Here is a 20,467-nt window from a genome sequence, read left to right on the forward strand (position 1 = left end):
CCGCCCGCGCCGCGCCCGCGCGGCGCCGGCCCGCCCCGCGCCGGGCCCCCCCCGGGCCCCCCCCCCCCCCCCCGCGCCCCCGCCGCCCCCCCGCGCCCCCCCCCCCCCCCCCCCACGGCCCGGGGCGCGCTCCGCACGTCCCCTACAACGCCACCCACGCGGCCGTCAGCAGAACCAGCCCCGTACCCGCCATCGCCCACGCCGTCCGCGGCAGCCGCAGACCGCCCGCCACCACCACCGACGCCAGCAGCAGCGCACCGGCCAGCGGCGACCACGCGTACAGCAGCCCGGCCGGACCGCCGCGCACCACCTCGTCACCGCCGGGCTTCACCGTGACCGTGTACGTCCGGCCCTCACGCACCGCCGGGGAGTCGTCCACCCGCACCCGCTCCCGCGCCCGCGCACCCGGCGACGTCGGCCTGAACGGTCCCGTGCACACCCCGCCGGAACACGCCGTCACCGCCATCGTGCCCCGCTCCCGGCCCTTGCCGAGCATCACGTGCTGCGCCGTACCCCACGACGCCCAGACACCCGCGACCAGGATGAGCAGCGCCACCGCGCCCATCGCCGCGAGCCGCCCGAACCGCAACGCCGGGTACGCGCTTGAACGGGAGGAGACAGCAGGCATGGCCGGGATCATTGGCCATGCCTGCGCACCCGGTCAACTTCCGCGGGGACAAGTCCCCCGTTGTCCCCGTACGTCGACCACCCCCGGCGCCGCCTCAGGAGTTGTACGTGCTCTGCGCCCGCTCCAGCCCCTCGATCACCAGAGCCTCCACCGCGTCCGCCGCCCGGTCCACGAAGTAGTCCAGCTCCTTGCGCTCCGCCGACGCGAAGTCCTTCAGCACGAAGTCCGCCACCTGCATCCGCCCCGGCGGGCGCCCGATCCCGAACCGCACCCGGTGGTAGTCCGCGCCCATCGCCTTCGTCATCGACTTCAGGCCGTTGTGCCCGTTGTCGCCCCCGCCCAGCTTCAGCCGCAGCACCCCGTAGTCGATGTCCAACTCGTCGTGGACCGCCACGATGTTCCCCGTCGGCACCTTGTAGAAGTCCCGCAGCGCCGTCACCGGACCACCCGACAGGTTCATGTACGACATCGGCTTCGCCAGGATCACCCGGCGGTTCGCCGGACCCGGCGGACCGATCCGCCCCTCGATCACCTGCGCCTGCGCCTTCCCCGCCCGCTTGAACTTCCCGCCGATCCGCCCCGCGAGCAGATCGGCCACCATGAAGCCCACGTTGTGGCGGTTCATGGCGTACTCCGGGCCCGGATTGCCGAGCCCCACGATCAGCCAGGGCGCGGTGGCCTCGCTCGTCACGTCCGTCTCTCCCCTGCGTCCTCGATACGCGGCAGCCGCCGCCCCTGACCGGAGCGGCGGCTGACACAGCTGAAGATGGCGGCCAGGATCAGGCCTCGGTCGCCTCGGCGGCCGCGCCCTCGGCGTCCTCGTCACCCGCCGGCTCCTCGGCCTGCGCGGCCAGGACCTGGAGGACCACCGCGTCCTCGTCGACGGCGAGGGTGACGCCCTTCGGCAGCGCGACGTCCTTGGCGTGGATCGAGGCACCGGCCTCCAGACCCTCGATGGAGACGGTGACCGACTCCGGGATGTGCGTGGCCTCGGCCTCGACCGGCAGCGTGTTCAGCACGTGCTCCAGCACGAACGCGCCCGGAGCCAGGTCGCCCTCGGTCTGCACCGGGACCTCGACCGTGACCTTCTCGCCGCGCTTCACCAGCAGCAGGTCCACGTGCTCCAGGAAGCCCTTGATCGCGTCACGCTGCACGGCCTTCGGGATCGCCAGCTCGTTCTTGCCGTTGATGTCCAGGGACAGCAGCACGTTCGGCGTCCGCAGCGCCAGCAGCAGGTCGTGACCCGGCAGCGTGATGTGGACCGGCTCGCTGCCGTGACCGTAGACGACCGCCGGAACCTTGTTCTCACGGCGGATACGGCGGGCGGCACCCTTGCCGAACTCGGTGCGGGTCTCGGCGGCCAGCTTGACCTCGGACATGATCACTCCTCGTAGAACTGGGAAAAACCTTCAGACAGGTCACCCGGCCACACATCGGCCTGCTACGAAGAGCGCGTCGATAACGGACCGCCGTATTCGCCTCGAACAGCGAAACGGCCTCCCTCGCCGAGCAACCGTGACAGCTTACGCGGCAGGGAGGCCGTACCAGAAATCGATCTTCGGTCGGCCCGCGGGCCGACCGGGAACGCAGTCCTACTGCTCCTCGAACAGGCTCGTCACCGAACCGTCCTCGAAGACCTCGCGCACCGCGTTCGCGATCGTCGGCGCGATCGACAGCACCGTGATCTTGTCCAACTCCAGCTCACCCGGCGTCGGCAGCGTGTCCGTGAACACGAACTCGCTGACCTTCGAGTTCTTCAACCGGTCCGCCGCCGGACCCGACAGCACACCGTGCGTCGCCGTCACGATGACGTCCTCCGCGCCGTGCGCGAACAGCGCGTCCGCCGCCGCACAGATCGTGCCGCCGGTGTCGATCATGTCGTCGACCAGCACGCAGACCCGGCCCCGCACGTCACCGACCACCTCGTGGACGGTGACCTGGTTCGCCACGTCCTTGTCGCGCCGCTTGTGCACGATCGCCAGCGGCGCGTCCAGACGGTCGCACCAGCGGTCCGCCACCCGCACGCGGCCCGCGTCCGGCGACACCACCGTCAGCTTCGACCGGTCCACCTTCGTGCCCACGTAGTCCGCGAGGATCGGCAGCGCGAACAGGTGGTCCACCGGGCCGTCGAAGAAGCCCTGGATCTGGTCCGTGTGCAGATCCACCGTGAGGATGCGGTCCGCGCCCGCCGTCTTCATCAGATCCGCGATCAGACGCGCCGAGATCGGTTCACGCCCGCGGTGCTTCTTGTCCTGCCGCGCGTAACCGTAGAACGGCACGATCACCGTGATGCTCCGGGCGGACGCCCGCTTCAGAGCATCGATCATGATCAGCTGCTCCATGATCCACTTGTTGATCGGAGCGGTGTGGCTCTGCATCAGGAAGCAGTCCGCCCCGCGGGCCGACTCCTGGTAGCGGATGTAGATCTCGCCGTTCGCGAAGTCGAAGGCCTTCGTCGGGACGACCCCGACACCCAGCTTGTGGGCGACCTCCTCGGCAAGCTCGGGGTGGGCGCGGCCGGAGAAGAACATCATCTTCTTCTCGCCGGTCGTCTTGATCCCGGTCACAGCACTGTCTCCTCAGAGGTCTACTCAGTGGGCGAGAAAGCTCGTCTCAGCTGGATTGCGAGCGGCCCTCTCAGCTGGGGTGTGCACGTATCACGGTACGCCGTCCCGGACGTACCGCTTTCCGGTCAGTCCCCGCTCCGCGTCCCCCGGACGGCCGACTCCGCGGCCTTCGCCGCCGCGCTCCCGGGACGCTTGCGCGCCACCCAACCCTCGATATTCCTTTGCTGGCCACGGGCCACGGCCAGCGAACCGGGCGGCACGTCCTTCGTGATCACCGAGCCCGCCGCGGTGTACGCGCCGTCCCCGACCGTGACAGGTGCCACAAACATGTTGTCCGAACCGGTCCGGCAGTGCGACCCGATCGTCGTGTGGTGTTTGTCCTGTCCGTCATAGTTCACGAACACGCTCGCGGCGCCGATGTTCGAGTACGCGCCGATGGTCGCGTCCCCGACGTACGACAGGTGCGGGACCTTCGTCCCCTCGCCGATCGTCGCGTTCTTCGTCTCCACGTACGTGCCGACCTTCGCCCGCACCCCGAGCCGCGTCCCCGGACGCAGGTACGCGAACGGACCCACCGTCGCCCCCGGCCCCACCTCGGCCTCGTCCGCCACCGTGTTGTCCACCCGGGCCCCCGCCCCCACCCGCGTGTCCCGCAGGCGGCAGTTGGGCCCCACCTCGGCGCCCTCGCCCAGGTGCGTCGCCCCCTGCAACTGCGTCCCCGGGTGCACGACCGCGTCCTGCTCGAACGTCACCGTCACGTCCACCCACGTCGACGCCGGATCCACGACACTCACGCCGGCCAGCATCGCCCCGGTCAGCAACCGGTCGTTCAGGATGCGCCGCGCCTCGGCGAGCTGCACCCGGTTGTTGATGCCGGCGATCTCCCGGTGGTCGCCCGCCACCGCCGCGCCGACCCGGTGCCCCGCCTCGCGCAGGATCCCCAGCACGTCCGTCAGGTACTCCTCGCCCTGGCTGTTGTCCGTCCGCACCTTGCCCAGCGCGTCCGCGAGGAGCCGACCGTCGAAGGCGAAGACACCCGAGTTGATCTCCCGGATCGCCCGCTGCGAGTCGCTCGCGTCCTTGTGCTCCACGATCGCGGTCACCGCGCCGCTCGCGCCGTCCCGCACGATGCGGCCGTAGCCGGTGGCGTCGGGGACCTCGGCGGTCAGCACCGTCACGGCGTTGCCGTCGGCGGAGTGCGTCGAGGCGAGCGTTCGCAGCGTCTCCCCGCTCAGCAGCGGGGTGTCGCCGCAGACCACGACCACGGTGCCGTCCACCGTCCCGCCCAGCTCCTCCAGGCCCATCCGCACGGCGTGCCCGGTGCCGTTCTGCTCGGCCTGCACCGCGGTCCGCACGTCCGGGTCGATCGCGGTCAGGTGGCCGACGACCTGCTCGCGGGCGTGCCCCACGACGACGACCAGGTTCTCGGGGTCCAACTCGCGCGCTGCGGCGAGCACATGACCGACGAGGGAGCGGCCGCAGATGTCGTGCAGGACCTTGGGTGTGGCCGATTTCATACGGGTGCCCTCACCCGCTGCGAGTACGACGACGGCTGCCGGGCGATTGGCGCTCACGAGGGTGCCCTTCGGCTTCGGATGGCTGGGGTGTGGTCAGACATCCGCAGGATACCGGGGCGTACCGGGAGGGATGGGGGAGCGGGCCCCGATGGAGGTGTCAGGGCCCGCTCAGGTGAAGCTCCCGGGGAAGGAATCGAACCCTCATTCAAGAGACCAAAACTCTTTGTCCTGCCATTAGACGACCCGGGATGGTTCGTCTGCTATGCCCGATTCGATGAACTGGCTTCGCGTGCGGACAACACTATGCCGTACCACCAGCCTTCGATGCGACGGTACAGCTCGGCGCTGCCCAGGACCCGGATCACGAGACAACCGCGGTAGTCCCGGCCGAGGTTCTTCCGGTTGGTCTTTGGGTTGTGCCGCTTGAGATAGGTCCTGCCGAGTGCCGTGGCGTCGGTGCCCACGAGTTCCGTCCAGAAGCGTTCGGCCCCTTCGATGTCGCCCGTCTCGTGGATGTGGACGTGGAGCCGCAGGCGATCGGGGGATACGCCCAGCAGGCGCAGCCAGGCGAGGTAGACCTCGATCATGCGGGGGTCGCTGTTGGTGAAGGTGACGCGCTCCTGCGTGAGGTGCGGCTTGGTCTTGGAGCCCTCGGCCCAGTAGAGGCCTACTCCGAGCAGGAACAGTTCGCGGTCGGACAGGGCGCCGATCTCGGTCGCGGCGGCGTCCTTCGTCCGGCGGCGCTCCTCGTCGCGCAGCCGCATCGTGACCTCCCAGCCGCGCTTGGCGATGGCCGAGGCCTCCTCCCGGGTGCGCTTCCTCCGCTCCGGCGTCGGCAGATCGCGTACCCAGAGGGAGATCGAGCCTTTCGAGCAGCCCAGTTCGAGCTGGATGCGGTCGTAGGTCCAGCCCTGGAGGCGTAGCTCGCGGGCCCTGGCGCGCAGGTCGTCCTTCGCCCTCGGGTGTCGGGGGCGGTCGGGAAGGGGTTCGCCTTCGAGGAGGCGGTTGAGGGGGTCGTTGTTGTGGACCTGGATGCGGTCCCGGATCTGGCGGCGGCTGAGGCCGGCCGCGCGGAGTGAGAGTGCCTGGTCCCGGAGTGCCTCGAAGTCGTCGAAGTCCCGTCGTGCATGCGCCATGGGCATATCGTCCGGGCGGAATCGGACCTTCCGGGGTGACGAGTGAGTCAGTCAACAGTTCGAGGGATAACCGTTGATTTCGCTTCTGTTCGAGGGGGTGGGTGGTGTAGGCCGGGAGGGGAAACTCACCGGAAATGGGGCGCGGGCCGCCCGTAGGCTGGAGTCATGACCACGACGGGGGAAGAGCACGCCACGGCCGGGACCGGGCCGTGGTGGTGGGTCAGGTGGCGCGGTGCCGTGCTGGACGCGGGGCTGGCGCTGGCGTCGGCGGCGGAGTGCGGCGGTGAGGGGGTCCGGTTCGCGCACGACGCGGGGCTGCCCGTGCCGGTCGGCGTCGCCTTCGGGGTGATCGCGGGGTCCGTGCTGCTGGTGCGGCGGAAGTGGCCGATCGCGGTGGTGCTGGTGTCCATCGCGATCACGCCGGCCCAGATGGGTTTCCTGATGGGGCTCGTCGGGCTGTACACGCTGGCCGCGTCCGAGCTGCCGCGGCGCATCACGGCGGCGCTGGCGGCGATGTCGTTCGCCGGGATGCTGATCGTGACGTTCGTGCGGACGCACCAGGGGGTGTCGAGCGGCGACGTGGCGATGGGGGGCTGGTTCGTTCCGTTCGCGTCGATCACGACGGCGATCGGGATGACGGCGCCGCCGGTGCTGCTCGGCCTGTACATGGGGGCGCGGCGCCGGTTGATGGAGAGCCTGCGGGAGCGGGCGGACTCGCTGGAGCGGGAGTTGCAGTTGCTCGCGGAGCGGGCGGAGGAGCGGGCGGAGTGGGCGCGCGCCGAGGAGCGCACCCGGATCGCGCGGGAGATGCACGACGTGGTGGCGCATCGGGTGTCGCTGATGGTGGTGCACGCGGCGGCGCTGCAGGCGGTGGCCCGGAAGGACCCCGAGAAGGCGGTGCGCAACGCGGCGCTGGTGGGGGACATGGGCCGGCAGGCGCTCACCGAGCTGCGGGAGATGCTCGGGGTGCTGCGGACCGGGAGCGGGCCGCAGGTGCGGGTGCCGGAGGCGTCGCCGCCGGCGGCGGCCCCCGCGGTGCCGTTGGCGGCGGTGGGTGCGGCCGCGGCGGTGGCGGCCTCGCGTGCGGCGGACGGTGCCGGGGACGCGGTGGAGGCGGGTGCGGCGGGGGAGGGTCCGTGTCTCGCGGAGCTCGACGCGCTGGTGGGGCAGTCGGCGGCGGCGGGGATGGTGGTGGCCCTGTCGGTCGAGGGGGACGTGCGGGCGTACGGGCGGGAGGTCGAGCAGACGGCGTACCGGGTGGTGCAGGAGGCGTTGACCAACGTCCACAAGCACGCGGCGGGTGCGAAGACGTACGTGCGGCTGGCGCACCGGATGTCGGAGATCGCGATGCAGGTGGAGAACGAGTGCCCGCCGGAGGCGGGGGCGGGTTCGCAGGTGCGGCTGCCCAGCGGGGGGAACGGGTTGCTGGGGATGCGAGAGCGGGTGTCGGCGCTGGGGGGCGTGTTCGTGTCGGGGCCGACGGACGCGGGGGGCTTCCGGGTGTCGGCGGTCATTCCCGCGTAGGCGCGCGCGAGTCCGCCGACCCCTCGGCGGGGTGTGGCGCGGGGGGCTCAGGCGGTGGTCAGGCGGGTGGGGGGCGCGCCGGTGAGGAGGGTGGTGAGGGCCGCGTCGATGTGGGGGCCCACGTACCAGTCGCCGGTGTGGTCGAGGGCGTAGACGCGGCCCGCGGCGTCGATGGCGAGGAGGGCGTGGGAGTCGGCTTCCTCGCCGAGGGGGCAGACCTCGGTGTCGAGGGCGCGGCCGAGGTCGCCGAGGGTGCGGGCCAGGTGGAGGCCGTGCAGCGGGTCGAGGTCGAGTGCGGCGGGTGCGACCTGGCGGCCGGGTCCGGGCGCGGTGATGCGGAGCCCGCCGAACTCGGCCCAGGCCTCGACGGCTGCGGGGAAGACGGCGTGCCGGTGTCCGGCGGGCGAGGTGTGGTCGCGCAGGGCGTCGGCCCAGTATTCGGCCTGCTTTATGTCCCAGCGTCCGGGTTGCCAGCCCGCGGAGCGCAGGGCGGTCTCCACGGGGGCGGGGAAGCGTGCCGGGGCGGGTCCGCCCGGCCCGGGGGGCGGGGAGGGGGAGCGTTCTGCTTGCATCTGCCGTTCGTTCGTCGGGGACGGGGCCGGCGGTGTCGTGGGGGCGCCGCCGGTGGATACGTGTGGGGGTGGGGGGCTGTTCAGCCCTGCTGTGCCGTGGGGTCGACGATGCGGACGCCGAAGTGGTCGCTGAGCGCGGTGCAGGAGCGGCAGGGCGGGGCGAAGCTGCCGTGCAGGGGGTCGCCGTCCTCGCGGATGCGGCGGGCGGTGAGCTTGGCGTGCTTGAGGGCTTTGCGGGCCTCGCCGTTGGTCATGGGGCGGCGGGCGGCGCGCTTGCTGCGGTCGGCGTCGGCGGTGGTGATGTGCCGGGAGATGAGGATGGCTTCGGCGCAGCGGCCGGTGGAGCGGTCGCGGTGGGTGTGGGTGAGGGTGTCGAGGAAGTCCTGCACGAGCGGGTGCAGGGCGGGGGGCTGGTCCCCGCGGGCGGCGGTGCCGGTGAGGGTGGCGCCGCGGACGGAGAGGGCGGCGGCGACGGTGGGGAGTATGCCGTCGCGGCGGTGCAGGAGGGTGGGGGTGGGCGGTGTCTCGGTGCCGCTCCAGTCGATCCGGGGGTCGCCGGAGGTGCCCGTGTGCGTCACGCTCATGATCCTTTTTCCTCCCGTGCATCCCCCGGTGCGGAGACAGACTGCCAAACGCCGTGGCGGGTGCGGAAGCTGGGGCGTTGCGACACGCCCGGTCTTCGGCGGTGGGTCACTGCGGGGTGACGGCTGGTCACGGAAGCGGAGGCCCGGTGACCGGTGTCGTGCGAACGCTTAGGCTGTCGACATCCGGGCTCCATTCAGCTATTGAGATCGCCGCAGGGGGCAACAGCCATGACGACAGGTCGGCTCGGGCTGGGGGCACCTCCCAGCCGTCAGGCTGAGGGCCGTGCCGCGCCACCGAACGCGGCCTATGCCGGGCAGGTCGTGCATTTTCCGGATCCGGTCCGGGCCGCACGCCATCCTGCCGGTGTGCGGGTGGATGAGCACGGGTATCCCGATTTCTCGCACTACGCGCGTGCCGCCGCGGAGATCGCCGAGCCGCCGGAGGGTTTCGGGGTCGACGAGTTGCGGCTGACGGACTACGTCTCGGCGAACGCGGCGCTGGCGGCGTCGGGTCACGCCTTGTGGGACACGATCTCGCCGGTGGCGACGCCGCACGGGTGGACGTGGCACCACGTGGCGGGGACGCGGCGGCTGGAGTTGGTCCCGGTCGAGGTGAAGGCGTTGCTGCGGCACCACGGCGGGGTGGCGTCGGCGGCGGTGGACCACGACAAGCGGGGGACGCGGCCGTTGCAGGAGACGCGGCCGGCGCATTTCGGTCTGCCGAAGGCGTCGGTGGCGGTGACGGAGCAGCAGGTGCAGGGGGTCGAGGAGGATCTCGGGTACCGGTTGCCGGGCGCGTACCGCTCGTTTTTGAAGGCCGCGGGCGGGTGCGCGCCGGTGGGCGCCGCGCTCGACGCCGAGCTGGGGCTGCTGGTGGACCAGCCGTTCTTCACGGTGCGGGACGAGGCCGCGGTGAACGACCTGGTGTACGTCAACAAGTGTCTGCGCGACCACCTGACCAAGGACTACCTGGGGGTCGCGTTCGTGCAGGGCGGTCTGCTGGCGGTGAAGGTGAAGGGCGAGCGGATCGGTTCGGTCTGGTTCTGCGCGTTCGACGACGCCCGTGACCGGGACGCCTGGCCGCCGGCCGAGCGGGTGGAGCGGCTGCTGCTGCCGTGCGGTGAGGACTTCGACGTGTTCCTGTCGCGGCTGGCGGGGCGTCCGCCGGAGCTGGAGACGGTGGCGAATCTGATGGTGGACGGCGGTTTCGCGTACGCGGTGCCGGTCGGGTCGCAGACGGGGGAGTCCGCCGGTCCGGCCGGCTCCTCGGTGGGGGAGTGAGCCGGTGATGGTGACGTTCGCGCAGGCGCAGGAGCGCGCCGAGGAGTGGATCAACGGGGACGTGCCCGGTTACCAGCACCGTGAGGTGCGGGTCCGGGAGTTCGAGCTGGGCTTCGTGGTGTGGGCGGAGGACCGGGCGGAGGGCCCGCGGTCGGACGGGGGCGCGCAGCGCCTGGTCATCGCGCGGGACAGCGGCGAGGCCACGCTGTGGCCGGGGCTGCCGGTGGGGGAGGTCATCCGCCGGTACGAGGAGGAGTACGGGGGGCCGGACGCCGCCGCCGAGCCGGCGCCGGAGCCCGCGGCGCGGGTGGATCTGAACCAGACGTCGTTCCTGCTGAGTCCGCCGGAGTGGTTGCAGGAGGCGGCGGACCGGATGGGTATTCCGGACCGGCGTGCCGAGGCGGGGTCGGACGGGGCGGGTTCCCGTCCGGCGGTGGTCGCCGACGCGTCGGGTGACGGTCCGGCGGGGGGTGCCTCCGGTGACGGGGGTTCGCTGCCGGGTGCGTCGGGGCACTCAGGGGCGCGCGACGGAGCTTCCACGCCGGGGGCGCACGGTACGTCCGCGCCCTCCGCGCCGGTTCCGGCCCCGCCCGTGCCGCCGGCCGTGGCCGGGCCGGGCGGTCCGGCGGCTCCCGGCGGTGCCACGCCGTGGCCCGCCGCCGCGACGGACGACGACGAGGGGCCGGGGCTGCGCGACACCACCCCGGGTGTGCCCGCCGACGCGACGCCGTGGGCCGGTACGGACACCAACGCGGATGCCGGTGAGGACCGTTCCGTGCCGCTGCCGGCGACGGTGTTCGCGCCGCCGCTGACCGGCTCGGACGATGCCGACACCCCGCCGCCCGCGGCGCCGCCGGAGGCGAAGACCGCTCTGATGTCCGGGGGCAGCGCGCTTCCGCGCACGGCGCTGTCCCCGCGGGTCGACGAGCCCGGACCCGCGGACACGCCGCCGCCGGCCGCCCCGCCGGCGCCGGGTGCCCCCGGCACCCCGCCGCACGCCGGTGACATCGCCGACGCCGCGACCGGCAAGGCGCAGCCGCCGCGCGGTGGTTCCGCCGGTGCGGGCGCTCCGCCGCCGGGTGCCCCGGGCGTCCCGGGCGCGCGGCCGGCCGGTCCGCCGCCGCCCCCCGGGGCCCCCGGCGGCGGGTACGTGCCCACGAGCCTCGTCCCGCAGCTCGGCCCGGACGGCTCCGACGGCCCGCCCGCCCCGCCGGCTCCTCCGGGTGAGGGCGGTGTCCATCACGCGGCGACGATGTTCGCGGGTCCCCCCGCGGGCGGACCCGGTGCCCCGCAGCCGCCCGGCGCCCCGGGCGCTCCCGGCGCGCCGGGGGACATGCCGCCCGGTGGCGACGGCGTGCACCACGCGGCGACGATGTTCGCGGGTCCGCCCGCCGGTGGTCCGGGTGCTCCGCAGCCGCCGGGCGCCCCGGGCGCGCCCGCGGCTCCGCGGCCCCCCGGCGCCCCCGGCGCCCCCGGCGCACCGCAGCCTCCCGGGCCCGCCGGTCCGCCCCCGGGCGGGGCGCACCACGCGGCGACCGTGCTGGCGGGTCCCTCCGTGGGAGGCCCCGGTGTGCCGCCGGGCCCGCCCGGTCCGCCGCCCGGCGCCCAGCCCGCGTACGGCTATCCGCAGGCGGGTCTGCCGACCGTCGGTCCCGGTTACCAGGCCGTGCTGCGCTACCGGGCGCAGGACGGGTCGGAGCAGCAGCTGATCCGCCGCTCCGCGCCGGGCACTCCGCACCCGGAGTGGCAGATCCTGCACGAGCTGCGGGCGATGAACGTGCCGCCGCAGCAGGTGCTGGAGCTGCACACGGAGCTGGAGTCCTGCGAGCTGCCGGGCGCCTACTGCGCGCGGATGATCCGGGAGACGTGGCCGCAGGCGCGCATCACGAGCATCGCTCCGTACGGCACCGACCACGCCAGCCGGCAGCAGGGCATGCGGCAACTCCTGGCGCATCAGGGTGAGTTGCATCAGGTGGCGGACGGGCCCGCGCGTCCGGCGCCGGTCCGCGCGCCGATCCCGCCGGTGCATCCCGCGCCGCCGGTGCCGCCGGAGGCGATCGCGCAGGAGCTGGCGGCGGCGTTCGGGCCGGGCGTGTTCCGCTTCGACCAGGGCGCGGTGTCCCGGCAGGGCGTGCCCGACGTGGTGGCGCACACCCTGGTGGTGGCCGGACTGCCGCTCGACATGGGCCCGTTCTTCTGGGCGCAGGCCCAGCCGGGCCGGCCCGTGCCGACCCTGGCCGAACTGGCCCGGGAACGCGGCATCGTGCCGGGCCCGGACGCGGGGTCCTACCTCGTCATGGGCAGTGACTTCGGCAAGGCGCTCTGCGTCCAGTACGGCACCGCGAACATCGTGGCCGTGCCGGTGGAGGCCGGTCCCGGTGGGGCCGCGGTGCCGCCGCAGTTCGTGAACACGGGGCTGCCCGAGTTCGCGCGCTGCCTCGCGCTGCTCGGCCGGATGTGGCGGCTGCGGTTCGGGCTCAACCAGGAGCAGGCGGGGCGCTGGACGGTGGACTTCCAGGCCCAGCTCGCCGCCCTCGACCCCGCGGCGCTCGGTTCGCCGGAGAGCTGGTGGTCGGTGCTGCTGGAGCAGATGTGGGACGGCCTGCTCTAGTGCCCTGACCCGAGGGGTTCACCGGCTCGCGACGCCCGGCACGGCTCCGCGTCGTCGCATCACCCGGGTGCATCCGTACGCGGGCGACGCTCCGCCGTGCGCCGCACCGGACGCCGCGAGCCCTCCGGCGAACGCTTCCGGTCACGGCACCAGCCGTCCGCCCCGCCGGCGGAGTGCCGGCGGGGCGGACGGGCGGGGGAAGGGCCGGACGTGGTGACGGCGCGGCGGCGGCCGAGCCGCCCCGGTCGGTGACGAGGCGCCCACCCGGTGACGGGTGGGCGCCTCGTCGTGTCCGGGCCGCGGTGGGCCGGGCGGCCCCGGTCCCGGCCGGCGCGGGTGCGCCGGCGCGGAGCCAGGTGGCGGTGACGGGGGCGGGGACGTGGTGCCGCGCGCCCCCGGGGAGATGTCCCTGCGAACCGCCGGGTGGCTTGTTCGCCTCCCGTCGCGCCGCCTCGTCGCGGGCTCCGACCGCGGGCGAGGGGTGAACAACCCGTTCCGCGCGAAACCTGTGGGCGGAGTGTCGCGTTATGAACCTTTCCCGGTCATCCATCAAGATGTGCGCCAAATCGTCATTTTGTGTGGATCGGCGGAGAGGGGTCAGAGGATGAGCAGCACAGCGGTGTCGCCGCACGGCTTCGTGGCCGTACGCGGACGCGGTTACCGTCCCGGGCAGGTCGACGCGTGCGCCGCGGCGCTCTCCCGGGACCGCGACGCCGCCTGGGAGCGGGCGGCCCGGCTCACCGTGCTGGCCAAGGGGATGGAGGCCGAGGCCGAGCGGCTGCACGCGACGGTGGCCGCGCTCGCGCCGCAGACCTACGACGACCTCGGCGAGCGGGCCCGGCGGATCTTCCGGCTCGGCGAGGAGGAGGCCGGGGAACTGCGCGAGGCGGCGCGGCGGGACGCCCGGACGGTGGTCGAGCGGACCGAGGCGGCGGGCCGCGCGGCACGGGAGGCGGCGCGGGAGTACGCCGACGCGGTGCGGGGCGAGGCCGAGGAGAGCGCGGGACGGCGGCTGCTCGCGGCCCGGGCCGAGGCGGACGACGTGCGGATCTCCGCGCGCCGTGAGGTCAAGGCGAGCCGGGGCGAGGCGCTGGCCGTTCTGCGGGAGGTGCGGCAGCGTACGAAGGCGCTCCTCGGCGAGCAGGCGGAGGAGCACCGGGCGCGCCGGGCGGAGGCCGAACGCGCCGCCGCGGAGCGGGAGGCCGCGTTCGAGGCCGATCACGCCGACCGGATGGCCCGCGCCGAGGCCGCGCTCGCCGAGGCCGCGGGGGCGCTGGCCGAGGCGCGGGAGTCGGACCGGCGCCGGCAGCGGGAGGCGGAGGAGCGGGCGGCCGAGATGCTCGCCGAGGCCCGCGTGCTTCAGGACCGTATCGCCCGGGAGACCGAGCGGGTGCTGCGGGAGCACGGGGAGCGCTGGGACGACGTGCGGGCCCACATGGACCACGTGCGCAGCAGCCTGGTGTCCCTGACCGGACGCGCCCCCGCCGAGTGAGCCGTCCGCACCGCCGCCGGGCCGTCCCTTGCCGGCGGTACCGGTGCGGGCCGCCCGGGCGGCCCCCTCACCGTCCCCGGCGCACCGCCCCGGCCAGGATCCAGCCCTCCACCGCCTCGTACTGCCGGCGCTGCTCGTCCGCCTTGCGGCGGCCCGAGACCACCGTGCCGAGCCAGCCGTAGGCGAAGCCGAGCGGGATCGAGACGATGCCGGTGGTGGTGAACGGGAACCAGTTGACGTCGACGTCCGGGAAGGCGGCGGCCGGGGAGCCGGAGACCAGGTTGGTGCCGGGCATCAGGACCAGGACCGTGAGGGTGCCGCCGATCAGTGTGGCGAGCAGCCCGGCCCGGGTGTACCGGCGCCAGAAGAGGCTGTAGACCAGCGCCGGCGCGATCGCCGAGGCGCCCAGGCAGAACGACAGGGTGACCAGGGGTTGCAGGCTGCGGTGCTGGGTGAGGGTGGCGAGCAGGACGGCCGGCCCGCCCACCGCCAGGGCCGAGAGGCGGGCGAGGAGCATCTCGTGGCGGGGGGAGAGCGTGTCGCCGCGGCGGCGGCCCCGGATCAGCCGGCTGTGCGCGAACACGTCGTGGGCCAGGGAGTTGGCGCAGGCGAGGATCATTCCGGCGACGGAGGCGAGCAGGGTCAGGAAGATCGCGGTCGTGACGGTGGTGAACAGCAGGGTCTCGGCGGTGGAGACGCCCGTGCCGAGGGCCGCCCGGGAGCCCAGCAGATAGGCCGTGTTGCCCTGGGGGTCGCCCGCGGCGACGGCGTCCCGGCCGACCAGGGCCGTCGCCCCGAAGCCGATCACGCTGATGATCAGGACGAACAGCGCCGCGCAGGAGACCGCCCAGGACAGCGAGCGGCGCACCTGCCGGGCGCTTCGCGCCGTGTACATGCGCATGGTGACGTGCGGGAGGCAGGCGCCGCCGAGGACGACGGTCAGCTCCGAGGTGACCATGTCCAGGCGGGGGCTGGCGCCGCCCGCGAACTGGAGCCCGGAGTGCAGGTAGGCGGCGCCGGCCCCGCTGTCGGCGGCGGCGCTGTCGAGGAGCGCGCCCGGGTCCCAGTCGAAGCGGTTCAGGACCAGCGCGGCGACGACGGCGCCGGAGCCGAGCAGCATCACGATCTTCAGGATCTGGATGAGGGCGGTGCCCTTCATGCCGCCGATCGCCGCGTAGCTGATCATCAGCGCGCCGAGGCCGATGATGCAGCCCGTCTTGAGGGAGTCGCCGGAGAAGCCGAGGACGAAGGCCAGCAGGTCCCCGGCGCCGGCGAGCTGGACGAGCATCAGGGGCAGCAGCGCCACGATGGTCACCGCGCAGGCGGTGTTGCGGACGGCGCGGCCGGGGGCGCGGCGGGTCAGCGCGTCGCCCATGGTGAACCGGCCCGCGTTGCGCAGCGGTTCGGCGAGCAGGAACATCAGCAGCATCAGCGACAAGGCGGTGCTCAGGGCGAGCACGACGCCGTCGTATCCGGCCAGGGCGATGACACCGCCGGTGCCGAGCACGGTCGCGGCGGAGATGTAGTCGCCGGCGATGGCGAGGCCGTTGCGCATCGGGGAGAGGGAGCCGTACCCGGTGTAGAACTCGTCGAGGTCGTCGCGGTCCGGGCCGGTCATCACGCACAGCAGCAGGGTGACGGTGGCCACCGCGGTGAACGCCACCAGCGACATCGCCTGCGCGGAACTGCTGAACCCGGTCATCGCGCCGCCTCCCGCTTCGCGTCCACTTCGGCCTGCCGGCGGATGCGGTCGGCGATCGGGTCGACGCTCCGGCGCGCGGTGCGCTCGTACAGCCCGATCGCCAGGCAGGTCACGGGGAGTTGGAGCAGGCCGAGCAGCAGTCCGGTCGACAGCCCGCCGGAGACGGTGCTCGTCATGAGCGACGGGGCGAACGCCGACAGGAGCAGGAAGAGGGTGAAGTAGCCGAGCGCGGTGAGGGTCGCGACCCGGCGCTGCCGGCGGTAGGCGCCGCGCAGGACGCGGATGTCGCTGTGCTGTCCGGGCGAGCGGCGGAGCGGCGGGCGCCGGCGCACCGGCTCGGGCGGCTCCGGCCGGGGCTGCCAGGGGTAGGTGAGGTGCGGCGGGTCCGGCCGGTGGCCGGGGCCGCCCGGGTACGGGGGCGCCTGCGGGCCCGGCGGGTTCGGCCCGTACGCGGGGTCGTCCCAGGACGGCCGGTCCGGCCGGCGTGGCGGGAACGCCGGGAACGCGGGGGCTGCCGGCTGCTGCGGGCCGTGCTGCTGGTGCGGGTGGGTCCGGTGTGACGGCGGGTGCTGGGGGTGCTGCGGGTGCTGGGGGGACGAGAACGCGTCGGGCATCCCGGTTCTCCTTGCGTGGCTCGGGTCCGGTGCGGGACCGCAGGGAGCTGGGGGGTGAGCAGCGCACGCTACTCGCAAGTAGCCCCCGTGCGTAGGTGTTTCACCGAACTGGTCGGTCGGTATGCGCTTACTTCCGTGACCTGGGGTGTTACCCGCGTTCACCTGTGGAGTTCCGCCGGAGTTCCCGCGGGGTTTCACCGGACGTGGTGTGAGGGAGCGGCGTGCGCGGCGGCGGGCCCCCGCTCGCGCGGCGCGGGTGGAGGGCCGGGTGGGCCGACGGGTGGACGCGACCCCGAGGAGGTGTCCACCGGGGGGTGGAGGACCCCTAGGGGGATCTCCGTACCAGGGGTCGGGGGGTGTTCGTCCCGGCGGAGGACGAGAGAGGGCCGGGCGCTTCCTTAACCTGGCTTTACGCCGTCGCGGGGCGGGCCGGCTCGTACGGGCCGTACCTCGGGGGGTGGGGTTTTCCCCAGCGGAAGACGGGGTCGTGCACCAGCGCGCCCGGCCTCCGGCGGCACCAGACTGACGGGACACGGGCGGCGCACCGCACCGAGAGGGTGCGGGAAGCCGCCGCCCGTCCCGACCGTGAGAGACCTTCGCAGTCCGGCAGTTCACCCTGCCGTCCGACAAAGGAGACATACCGTGACATCGGCTGTGACCATTCCCAGGCACGGGGGCACTGGAGGGCGTACGGCCGTCGCCGCGCGAGCTCGGCAGGTCGTCAAGGCGTACGGAACGGGGGAGACCCGGGTGGTCGCCCTCGACCAGGTCGACGTGGACATCGAGCGCGGGCACTTCACCGCGATCATGGGCCCCTCGGGGTCCGGCAAGTCCACGCTGATGCACTGCCTGGCCGGCCTCGACACCGTCACCTCCGGCCGGATCTTCCTCGACGAGACCGAGATCACCGGCCTCAAGGACAAGAAGCTGACGCAGCTGCGCCGGGACCGGATCGGCTTCATCTTCCAGGCGTTCAACCTGCTGCCGACGCTGAACGCCCTGGAGAACATCACGCTCCCCATGGACATCGCGGGCCGCCGGCCCGACCGGGCCTGGCTCGACCAGGTCGTGGAGACCGTCGGACTGGCCGGCCGGCTCAAGCACCGCCCGAACCAGCTCTCCGGCGGCCAGCAGCAGCGCGTGGCCGTGGCCCGGGCGCTGGCCGCCCGCCCCGAGATCATCTTCGGCGACGAGCCGACCGGCAACCTCGACTCCCGCGCCGGCTCCGAGGTGCTGGGCTTCCTGCGCCGCTCGGTGGACGACCTCGGCCAGACCATCGTCATGGTCACGCACGACCCGGTGGCCGCCTCCTACGCGGACCGCGTGCTGTACCTCGCGGACGGCCGGATCGTCGACGAGATGCGCCAGCCGACGGCCGATCAGGTCCTGGACCGCATGAAGGACTTCGACTCCCGCGGGCGGACGTCATGACCGTTCTCAAGACCTCGATGCGCAACTTCTTCGCGCACAAGGGACGCATGGCGCTGTCCGCCGTGGCGGTCCTGCTGTCGGTGGCCTTCGTCTGCGGCACGCTGGTGTTCACCGACACCATGAACACGACGTTCGACAAGCTCTTCGCGGTCAGCTCGCCCGACGTGACGGTGCTGCCGAAGACCGCGAAGATCGACGACACCCCGCAGAACGGCCGGCCCGCGTCGGTCCCGGCCGCCGCCCTCGCCGAGGCGCGGCGGGCGGACGGCGTCAAGTCCGCCGAGGGCGCGGTCAGTTCGATGAACGTGACCGTCGTGAACAGCGACAACAAGAACATGGGCTCCACGACCGGCGCCCCGACGATCGCGGGCAACTGGACGCACAACGAGCTGCGGTCCATGGAGATCACCTCCGGCCGCGCCCCGCGCGGCCCGACCGAGGTGATGGTCGACGCCGACACCGCCGACAAGCACCACCTGACGATGGGCGACGAACTGCGCACCATCGCCGTCACCGGCGACTTCACGGCCCGCATCGTCGGCATCGCCACCTTCAAGGTCACCAACCCGGGTGCCGCCGTCGTCTACTTCGACACCGCGACCGCCCAGCGGGAACTCCTCGGCGCCACCGACCGGTTCACCCAGCTCAACGTCACCGCCGCAGACGGCGTCTCCGACACGCTCCTCAAGCGGAACGTCTCCACCGCGCTCGACGGGTCCTACAAGATCCAGACGCAGAAGGAGAACGCCGACGAGAACCGCGAGGGCGTCGGCGCGTTCATGGACGTCATCAAGTACGCCATGCTCGGCTTCGCCGGGATCGCGTTCCTGGTCGGCATCTTCCTGATCATCAACACCTTCTCGATGCTGGTCGCCCAGCGCACCCGCGAGATCGGCCTGATGCGCGCCATCGGCTCCTCCCGCAAGCAGGTCAACCGCTCGGTGCTGATCGAGGCCCTGCTGCTCGGCGTCATCGGCTCCGTCCTCGGCGTCGCCGCCGGCGTCGGCCTCGCGGTCGGCCTGATGAAGCTCATGTCCTCCCTGGGCATGGACCTCTCCACCCGCGACCTGACCGTCAAGGCGGCCACCCCGGTCATCGGACTCGTCCTCGGCGTCGTCGTCACCGTCCTGGCCGCCTACCTCCCGGCCCGGCGCGCCGGGAAGATCTCACCCATGGCCGCGCTGCGCGACGCCGGCACCCCGGCCGACGGCAGGGCCGGACTCGTCCGCGGGCTGATCGGCCTGGTGCTGACCGGAGCCGGAGCGTTCGCCCTGTACCTCGCGGCCACCGCCGACAAGGCGAGCGACGGCTCGCTGGTGCTCGGCGCGGGAGTCGTCCTCACCCTGCTCGGCTTCGTGATCGTCGGCCCGCTGCTGGCCGGCGGTGTGGTCCGGGTGCTCAGCGCGGTCCTGCTCCGGATGTTCGGCCCGGTCGGTCGGCTCGCCGAACGCAACGCGCTGCGCAACCCGCGCCGCACCGGTGCCACCGGCGCGGCCCTGATGATCGGCCTCGCCCTGGTCGCCTGCCTGTCGGTCGTCGGCTCGTCCATGGTGGCCTCGGCCACCGAGGAGCTCGACAAGTCGGTCGGCGCGGACTTCATCGTCCAGGGCCAGCAGCGGATCGTCCCGCAGGCCGAGAAGGCCATGCAGGACACCCCGGGCCTCGACCACGTCACCCGCTACAAGGACCTCGCGACCACGATGACCTCGCCGGACGGCAAGGCCGAGAAGTACGACATCACCGCGGCGGACCCCTCGTACGCGGAGGACCTGCGGCGCGAGACGACCGCCGGTGAGCTGTCGGCGGCGTACGGCACGAACGCCATGTCGGTCGGCTCGGACTACGCCGAGAAGCACCACGTCACGGTCGGGGACACCCTGACCGTCGCCTTCAAGGGCGGCTCGACGGCGAAGCTCAAGGTCGCCGCCATCACGGACGACGACGTCGCCATCGACAAGGGCGCCCGCTACACCAGCATCGAGACCATGAGGAAGTACGTGCCGGCGAGCAAGGTCCCGCCGAACGAGATCATGTTCGCCAAGGCCGAGGACGGCCGGGAGAAGCAGGCGTACGCGGCCCTGAAGAAGGCCATGGAGCCCTACCCGCAGTACCAGGTGCGCGACCAGACCGACTACAAGCAGGAGCTGAAGGACCAGGTCGGCCAGCTGCTGAACATGGTCTACGGCCTGCTGGGTCTCGCGATCGTGGTGGCGATCCTCGGCGTGGTCAACACGCTCGCGCTGTCGGTGGTCGAGCGGACCCGCGAGATCGGCCTGATGCGCGCCATCGGCCTCTCCCGCCGCCAGCTGCGCCGCATGATCCGCCTGGAGTCGGTCGTCATCGCCCTCTTCGGCGCGCTCCTCGGGCTCGGGCTGGGCATGAGCTGGGGCGCCACCGCCCAGAAGCTCCTCGCCCTGGAGGGCCTGAAGGTGCTGGACATCCCGTGGCCGACGATCATCGCGGTCTTCGTCGGCTCGGCCTTCGTGGGCCTGTTCGCCGCCCTGATCCCGGCGTTCCGGGCGGGCCGGATGAACGTCCTGAACGCCATCGCCACCGAGTAGCCGAGCCGCCGGTGGCGGCCGCACCGGACCACCGCGCACGGGGGTCGCGGCGGACCGGAGGCGTGCGGCGGACGGGTCCGGCGCGGGGAGCGGCACCGCTCCCCGCGCCGGACCCGCCGCCCGTCCCGACCCGCTCCGCCCCCGGCCCGCCTCCCGCCCCCCGCGGCAGCGCGCCCCACGGCCCCCGCCGGCCCGCCCGCCGCTGCCGGCCCCTTCCCGCCTCGGCCCGCTCCGCCGCAGGTCAGCG

At 73.3% G+C, this 20,467-nt stretch carries 15 protein-coding genes, 1 tRNA gene and 1 pseudogene; 6 read left to right on the forward strand and 11 right to left on the reverse strand.

Annotated elements, in window-relative coordinates:
* Positions 1-142: 142 nt before the first annotated feature.
* The 7 genes from ACGFS9_RS03535 to ACGFS9_RS03565 form a co-directional block, all read right to left on the reverse strand.
* On the reverse strand, positions 143-640 hold the full coding sequence (locus tag ACGFS9_RS03535; protein WP_393250343.1) for a hypothetical protein: 498 nt from the start codon (positions 638-640) through the stop codon (positions 143-145).
* Between the two features lie 82 nt (positions 641-722).
* Positions 723-1,319: an aminoacyl-tRNA hydrolase gene (gene pth / locus ACGFS9_RS03540; RefSeq protein WP_393250345.1), complete on the reverse strand. Its 597-nt coding sequence runs from the start codon at positions 1,317-1,319 to the stop codon at positions 723-725.
* 88 nt (positions 1,320-1,407) lie between these two features.
* On the reverse strand, positions 1,408-2,007 hold the full coding sequence (locus tag ACGFS9_RS03545; RefSeq protein WP_393250347.1) for a 50S ribosomal protein L25/general stress protein Ctc: 600 nt from the start codon (positions 2,005-2,007) through the stop codon (positions 1,408-1,410).
* Positions 2,008-2,220: 213 nt separating this feature from the next.
* Positions 2,221-3,195 (reverse strand): ribose-phosphate diphosphokinase, encoded by a 975-nt coding sequence (locus ACGFS9_RS03550; protein ID WP_393250349.1) that lies wholly within the window; start codon positions 3,193-3,195, stop codon positions 2,221-2,223.
* Between the two features lie 125 nt (positions 3,196-3,320).
* Positions 3,321-4,769 carry a bifunctional UDP-N-acetylglucosamine diphosphorylase/glucosamine-1-phosphate N-acetyltransferase GlmU gene (gene glmU, locus ACGFS9_RS03555; RefSeq protein ID WP_393250351.1) on the reverse strand — a complete coding sequence of 483 codons (1,449 nt, stop codon included), beginning with the start codon at positions 4,767-4,769 and terminating at the stop codon, positions 3,321-3,323.
* A gap of 121 nt (positions 4,770-4,890) precedes the next feature.
* Positions 4,891-4,961, reverse strand: a tRNA-Gln gene (locus ACGFS9_RS03560).
* A gap of 11 nt (positions 4,962-4,972) precedes the next feature.
* Positions 4,973-5,848, reverse strand: coding sequence for a hypothetical protein (locus ACGFS9_RS03565; protein ID WP_393250353.1), 876 nt, complete (start codon positions 5,846-5,848; stop codon positions 4,973-4,975).
* Between the two features lie 165 nt (positions 5,849-6,013).
* Between ACGFS9_RS03565 and ACGFS9_RS03570 the strand changes: the two genes are divergently transcribed.
* The gene (locus ACGFS9_RS03570; protein WP_393250355.1) at positions 6,014-7,372 is read left to right on the forward strand and encodes a sensor histidine kinase; all 1,359 of its coding nucleotides are present in this window, start codon (positions 6,014-6,016) and stop codon (positions 7,370-7,372) included.
* Positions 7,373-7,419: 47 nt separating this feature from the next.
* Here the strand turns inward: ACGFS9_RS03570 and ACGFS9_RS03575 are convergent, their stop codons facing one another.
* Positions 7,420-7,944: an SUKH-3 domain-containing protein gene (locus tag ACGFS9_RS03575; protein WP_393250357.1), complete on the reverse strand. Its 525-nt coding sequence runs from the start codon at positions 7,942-7,944 to the stop codon at positions 7,420-7,422.
* Between the two features lie 80 nt (positions 7,945-8,024).
* Positions 8,025-8,528 (reverse strand): YwqJ-related putative deaminase, encoded by a 504-nt coding sequence (locus tag ACGFS9_RS03580; protein ID WP_393250359.1) that lies wholly within the window; start codon positions 8,526-8,528, stop codon positions 8,025-8,027.
* Positions 8,529-8,756: 228 nt separating this feature from the next.
* On the opposite strand from ACGFS9_RS03580, the gene ACGFS9_RS03585 reads away from it, so the two are divergent.
* The 3 genes from ACGFS9_RS03585 (at position 8,757) to ACGFS9_RS03595 (ending at position 13,912) form a co-directional block, all read left to right on the forward strand.
* Positions 8,757-9,809, forward strand: coding sequence for an SMI1/KNR4 family protein (locus ACGFS9_RS03585; RefSeq protein ID WP_393250361.1), 1,053 nt, complete (start codon positions 8,757-8,759; stop codon positions 9,807-9,809).
* Positions 9,810-9,816: 7 nt separating this feature from the next.
* Entirely contained in the window at positions 9,817-12,420 is a 2,604-nt protein-coding gene (locus tag ACGFS9_RS03590; protein WP_393250539.1) for an SUKH-4 family immunity protein, read from the forward strand.
* Between the two features lie 604 nt (positions 12,421-13,024).
* Positions 13,025-13,912 carry a cellulose-binding protein gene (locus ACGFS9_RS03595; RefSeq protein WP_393250363.1) on the forward strand — a complete coding sequence of 296 codons (888 nt, stop codon included), beginning with the start codon at positions 13,025-13,027 and terminating at the stop codon, positions 13,910-13,912.
* Positions 13,913-13,979: 67 nt separating this feature from the next.
* On the opposite strand, the gene ACGFS9_RS03600 is transcribed toward ACGFS9_RS03595, so the two are convergent.
* Positions 13,980-15,614 (reverse strand): cation acetate symporter, encoded by a 1,635-nt coding sequence (locus ACGFS9_RS03600; RefSeq protein WP_393250365.1) that lies wholly within the window; start codon positions 15,612-15,614, stop codon positions 13,980-13,982.
* A pseudogene (locus tag ACGFS9_RS03605) lies at positions 15,611-16,066 on the reverse strand (DUF485 domain-containing protein); the annotation flags it as partial. The gene ACGFS9_RS03600 and the pseudogene ACGFS9_RS03605, both read right to left, overlap by 4 nt.
* Positions 16,067-16,870: 804 nt before the next feature.
* Here ACGFS9_RS03605 and ACGFS9_RS03610 point away from each other — a divergent pair.
* Complete coding sequence (locus tag ACGFS9_RS03610) at positions 16,871-17,659, forward strand: ABC transporter ATP-binding protein (protein ID WP_393250367.1); 789 nt, start codon at positions 16,871-16,873, stop codon at positions 17,657-17,659.
* The gene (locus ACGFS9_RS03615; RefSeq protein ID WP_393250369.1) at positions 17,656-20,220 is read left to right on the forward strand and encodes an ABC transporter permease; all 2,565 of its coding nucleotides are present in this window, start codon (positions 17,656-17,658) and stop codon (positions 20,218-20,220) included. Before ACGFS9_RS03610 ends, ACGFS9_RS03615 begins: the two co-directional genes overlap by 4 nt.
* The last annotated feature ends 247 nt before the right edge of the window (positions 20,221-20,467 follow it).

Origin of the sequence: Streptomyces sp. NPDC048566, assembly GCF_043199735.1 — a bacterium.
In the GTDB taxonomy this organism is placed as follows: Bacteria; Actinomycetota; Actinomycetes; order Streptomycetales; family Streptomycetaceae; genus Streptomyces.